Source organism: Blautia faecis, from assembly GCF_027662325.1.
In the GTDB taxonomy this organism is placed as follows: Bacteria; Bacillota; Clostridia; order Lachnospirales; family Lachnospiraceae; genus Blautia_A; species Blautia_A faecis.
On the sequence record NZ_JAQDKY010000066.1, the window covers coordinates 1 to 4,979 of the forward strand.

At 43.4% G+C, this 4,979-nt stretch carries 6 protein-coding genes; 1 reads left to right on the forward strand and 5 read right to left on the reverse strand.

What is annotated here, in order from left to right:
- Positions 1–9: 9 nt before the first annotated feature.
- Together spoIIID and PGQ38_RS18355 are read right to left on the reverse strand one after the other, a co-directional pair.
- A complete protein-coding gene (gene spoIIID / locus PGQ38_RS18350) occupies positions 10–291 on the reverse strand; it encodes a sporulation transcriptional regulator SpoIIID (protein ID WP_118583748.1) in 282 nt (93 codons plus the stop codon).
- 249 nt (positions 292–540) lie between these two features.
- Entirely contained in the window at positions 541–1,383 is an 843-nt protein-coding gene (locus PGQ38_RS18355) for a glycoside hydrolase family protein (protein ID WP_204454944.1), read from the reverse strand.
- A gap of 235 nt (positions 1,384–1,618) precedes the next feature.
- Here PGQ38_RS18355 and PGQ38_RS18360 point away from each other — a divergent pair, with 235 nt between their 5' ends.
- Positions 1,619–3,421, forward strand: coding sequence for an alpha-amylase family glycosyl hydrolase (locus tag PGQ38_RS18360; RefSeq protein ID WP_204454942.1), 1,803 nt, complete (start codon positions 1,619–1,621; stop codon positions 3,419–3,421).
- A 132-nt stretch (positions 3,422–3,553) separates the two neighbouring features.
- Here the strand turns inward: PGQ38_RS18360 and PGQ38_RS18365 are convergent, their stop codons facing one another.
- From PGQ38_RS18365 to PGQ38_RS20915, 3 genes are all read right to left on the reverse strand, one after another.
- Positions 3,554–4,237, reverse strand: coding sequence for a DNA alkylation repair protein (locus tag PGQ38_RS18365; RefSeq protein WP_204454940.1), 684 nt, complete (start codon positions 4,235–4,237; stop codon positions 3,554–3,556).
- 156 nt (positions 4,238–4,393) lie between these two features.
- A complete protein-coding gene (locus PGQ38_RS18370; protein ID WP_173717214.1) occupies positions 4,394–4,693 on the reverse strand; it encodes a hypothetical protein in 300 nt (99 codons plus the stop codon).
- A 77-nt stretch (positions 4,694–4,770) separates the two neighbouring features.
- On the reverse strand, positions 4,771–4,947 hold the full coding sequence (locus PGQ38_RS20915; protein ID WP_416386766.1) for a DUF6783 domain-containing protein: 177 nt from the start codon (positions 4,945–4,947) through the stop codon (positions 4,771–4,773).
- Positions 4,948–4,979 lie beyond the last annotated feature (32 nt).

Sequence of the window (4,979 nt, forward strand, 5' to 3'; positions counted from 1 at the left end):
CAAAAAAGTTTATATTTTTTTGTGCAGATTGTTTTCCAGCATATGTTGATGCAAATACTTTTCCCTGGTAGCTAAACCACCTCTGATATGTCTCTCTGATTTATTCACCTCCAACACAGCCCTGGCCTGCCTTGCAAGTGCTGGATTTAAGCTTGCAAGTCTGGTCGTCACGTCCTTATGTACTGTGGACTTTGATATCCCAAACCTTTTTGCAGTCTGCCTTACAGTTGCCCTAGTTTCGATAATATAATTTCCAATCTCTACTGCCCGCTCTTCAATATACTCTTTCAAAAAAACGCCTCCGCCGACGCTGTTTTTACAGTGTATGCAGAGGCGCTATATTTATATGTAAGAAAACGTTCCATAATATTTTGCAGTTAAATAATTTCCATATTCTTCGTACATATTATAAAGTACATTATATTTTCTCAAAAAAATGATACTCATACAAATTAGTCAGCTTCTTTCCTGTAAGCGCTGCGTAAGCCCTCAGTAAAGAAGAGCCGCATCCTGCTGCGCCTACATAAAGTCCCGGGTAGCTTACAACTCTGGTGGGGATGGTTCTCCACCAGCTGTCGTACCAGGTTCGGCTGCCTCACTGGCAAAATCCAGATATTTCCGGATTCCAGTGCGACGATATACAATATCCAGAAAAACAATAAATCCGCCATCTGCAGTGATGTCTTCCTGCTCGCTCCAGAACAGCCCGCGTTCATCTCGAGAAGCTGCCTCCATAAGAACATCCGCTGTGCGCAGTACGAAATCGCGATATTCCTGCTTCCTTGTCACCTGATAAAGATCCTCCAGGAAATAGGCTTCTCCTACCGGTCCATTATAAGATCCTGCCGCCCATCCCGGCACAGGAATGATTCCTTTCACCTCCGAATGTAAGGTATGCTCATACCATTCCGGACCAACCTGAGTAGCAATAATATGCGCAGCCGCTTCTTCTGCTTCTTTCAGCCATCTCTCATCACTAGTGGCTTCATAAAGACGGATCAGGAAAATTCCGATTCCAGCAGAACCATCATACATACTTTTTGACGTAAACATAGGAACATCTTCACGATATCCGTCCTGTCCTTCCGGAAGCGCTTTCCAGATCCTTCCATGTTCTGTCTTCACCGCCAGCGTGTCAATCCAATTCGCTGTCTCTATCTCCGCCTGAAGGTAATCTTCTGCAGTATTTTTATGAAAAATTCTTGGATCTATCCTCTTATTCATCTGATGGCCCGCCACTTCTGCACTCTGGCATAAAACTTTCAGCTCTTCACTGCCATTTTTCCCGCTTTTGAAAGTGGTTTTTCCTTTCGTTGATGTTGGTGTAAAATATGCTTTAGTTTTCATAGTATGCCAATAGGTTTTGTCAATATAATTTACCATCACGCCTCAACAAAGGCTTTCTTCTGTTCTTCCGGCATTTTGTATATCGAATCCCTATTTTTAACCTTTCGCCCTTAAGCAAAATTATCAATATATTTTCCGTTTTCAAAAATTTTAACAATCCCTACAGAGTACCATGAATCATCATATTTTTATATGGAATAAGCTCCTAAAATCTGCTATTATAGAAAACGTTGAATGTACAAATTTATTTTAAACGACAGAGGTGTTAGACATGAGTTGGTATAACGAGGCAGTTTTTTATCACATTTATCCACTGGGTTTGACGGGGGCGCCGAAGCAGAATGAGTATGGGGAGCCTGTGCATAGGCTGAATACGCTTCTTCCGTGGATCGATCATATTAAAGAAATCGGGTGCACCGCTTTATATATAGGTCCTTTATTTGAAAGTGTGGGACATGGTTATGAGACTACTGATTACAGGAAGCTTGACTCCCGTCTGGGTGACAACGAGGATCTGAAGAATTTCGTTGCAACCTGCCATGAAAAAGGGATCAAGGTTATCTTCGATGGCGTATTCAACCACACCGGACGTGACTTTTTCGCATTTAAAGATATTCAGGAGAAGCGACAGAATTCACCTTATGTAAACTGGTACTGTAATGTGAACTTCTCTGGAAATACCGAATACAACGATGGTTTTTCCTATGAAAACTGGGGCGGATATAACCTTCTGGTAAAATTAAACCAGCGCAATCCTGATGTGCAGAACTACATCTGCGATGTGATCCGTTTCTGGGTTTCTGAATTTGATGTGGATGGTATCCGTCTTGACGCTGCGGACGTTCTGGACTTTGATTTTATGAAACAGTTGCGCCGCACCGCTGAGGAAGTGAAACCGGATTTTTGGCTGATGGGCGAAGTCATCCACGGCGATTACAGCCGCTGGGTAAATGGCAGCACCCTTCACAGTGTTACAAATTATGCACTTCACAAGGCTCTTTACAGCGGACACAATGACCATAACTATTTTGAGATCGCGCACACTGTAAAATATCTGCAGAACATGGGCGACCTTGATCTTTATAATTTCGTGGACAACCATGATGTAGAACGAATTTACACCAAACTTTCCAATAAGGCGCATTTTGCTCCAGTTCATGTGCTTCTCTACACCCTTCCGGGAGTTCCAAGTATTTATTATGGTTCTGAATTTGGAATTGAGGGACGTAAGGAAAGAACCTCAGATGACAGCTTAAGACCAGCCTTAAATCTTGCTGATTATGCTGACGCAGTGGAGAAAAATCCTTGCACAGCTCTTATTGCTGCTCTTGGAAAAGTCCGCCAGAATACACCGGCTCTTAATTATGGAAGCTATGCAAAGCTTATGCTCACCAACCGCCAGTATGCTTTTGCCCGTGACCTGGATGGGGTGCGTGTGATCGTCACTGTAAATAATGATGACAATGCCGCTTCTATGGATCTGGCTGCTGGAAATGCAGCTGAGTATGTAGGTACTCTGACCGGTGAAAAAGTTTCTGTAGAAAATGGACGCATTCATGTAACCGTTGCCGGAAACAGCGGCAATATCTGGGTTCCGGCTGGGGATATGCCAGAGTATAAGCCGGTAGAGATGAATGCAAAGACACCGGAAACTACTAATACAACAGTTAAGGCTGACAACGCAGACCAGACAAAAGAGGAAGCTGCTGCCACTGTCGCAGAGCAAAATACAACTCCGATCTCTCAGGCACTGAAAAATGCTGCGAATACGGACAGCATAAAGGAAACGGTTGCGACTACTGTAGGTAACTCTGATTGCACCGCAAATGCTTCTGAAAAAGCAGCTGATGGTACAACATCTAATACTACTACCGCATCCGAACCAGCCTCCGAAAAATCTCAGATAACCGTAGACTGGTCCAAGTCCCCAGAGGACATGACCGTAGAAGAGCTTCAAGCCGGAATCCTTGCGAAAATGGCAAACAATGGTCCGGTAACCGACCAGATGAAGAAAACCGTTTATGACAATATCTGGCATGATTCCCTGGTGAACTGGCTGAAGAGCTTCCGCTGATTTGCGGCAGCCACCAGGATCTTATGCCTGCATAAATACAAAACGCCAGAATGAAATTCGCTTTACCGCATGATAAAGCTTTTCATTCTGGCGTTTTTCATTTCTCAGGCTCTAAACCATAAAATCCTATTTTTAACGGTAGCCTTTCAAATATTCCTTCTGTTCAGACGTAATCCGATAGCTTTCCACTGCCTTCTGGATAGTCTTTTTATGTACCCAGTCCGACAGTCTGTGCCGCTCAATATAAGGTACTGCAGCATCCCATTGCTTGGCCAGAGCGGTGGCAAAATACCAGGCAATCATCATGTTTACATAATATTCCTGTGATTGTACGCCAGCTGCCATTTCAAGATACTCCGGGGAAAAATCCTCGTCCAGAAAAAGGCGCATAAGCATGCCGATCCCGTAGCGAATAGTGTAGGTTTCAGTGGAGGCGATCCACTTCCGGACCTCTTCTAATACTGCTTTTTTGTTCTTACGGAAACACTTTGGCTCTGGGAAATCACAGGTGGCCCAGTTGTCGATATAGGGCAGGAATCGCTGTACTTCTTCCATACATTTCGGATAGTCCTTTATCCCAGTGATCAGCATCATATGAAGGTTATTTTCCTCATAAAACTGGTGAGGAAGCTGCTGCAAAAAGTCCTCTAATTCCGGAGTACCGGCGAATACTTTTGCAAAATTCCGAAGCACAGGAGTACGGATTCCAATAATCTTTTCCTTGGCTGTTTCGGGCATTAATTTGCTGTGGAAATCCCGATATTTTATATCCTGTAATTCGAATAACTGCTTCTGCAATTCCGTTAATTCTGCCATACACACTCCCTGTTTTTCAATCTATAACAGACATTTCACTCTAATTTTCAACGAAATTTGGGTTTTCAACTGTCGTCCTTTTAGTTTACATAATGTTTTGCATAATGCTTTTGGCTTACCAAAAACACTCATAGTTGATGTCTATTTGAGCCAATTCTATTCTGCTTTCTCTGCTGCCTCCAGGCTTGCCATCAAAAGCTCATAGAAGTCATCTTCCCCCTCCAGCTTCGGGGAGTTTTCTCCGCCGCCATTGGTACTGCGGCGCATGGTAGCATAGAAGTCTTCTCCGGCAGATACCAGGTCCATTTCATACAATTCATAGCCAAGTTCCCTGCATAATCTGCAAAAAACAGTGAGAGGATCCTTTTCCAAACGGGTTGCCAAAAGCTTTTTTCGAAGTTCACCATCTTTCAGCGCATCACCTTGCAGACGGTCCAGAATTTCCAATGTTGTCATATGCGGTACCTCTTTTTTTGCAGCTGTGCTCACAGAAGGCTGCTGTGAACTCTACTCACCACTCAAAAGCATTCTTATCAGACATGCTGGCATTCCTGTTCCAGCTTCAGCTGTGTTATTTTCATATATTTTAATACCTCAGCTATCTGTGCGCAACTGTTAATTTCAGGATTCAGCTGCAATCCAGCAGGTTTTCTAGAGCGTGTTTGAAAAAGGCTTTCTGCAAGATGTACGTCACAATTTGTGGGAATGATTTTTCAAACACGCTCTAATACCAGCTAGTACA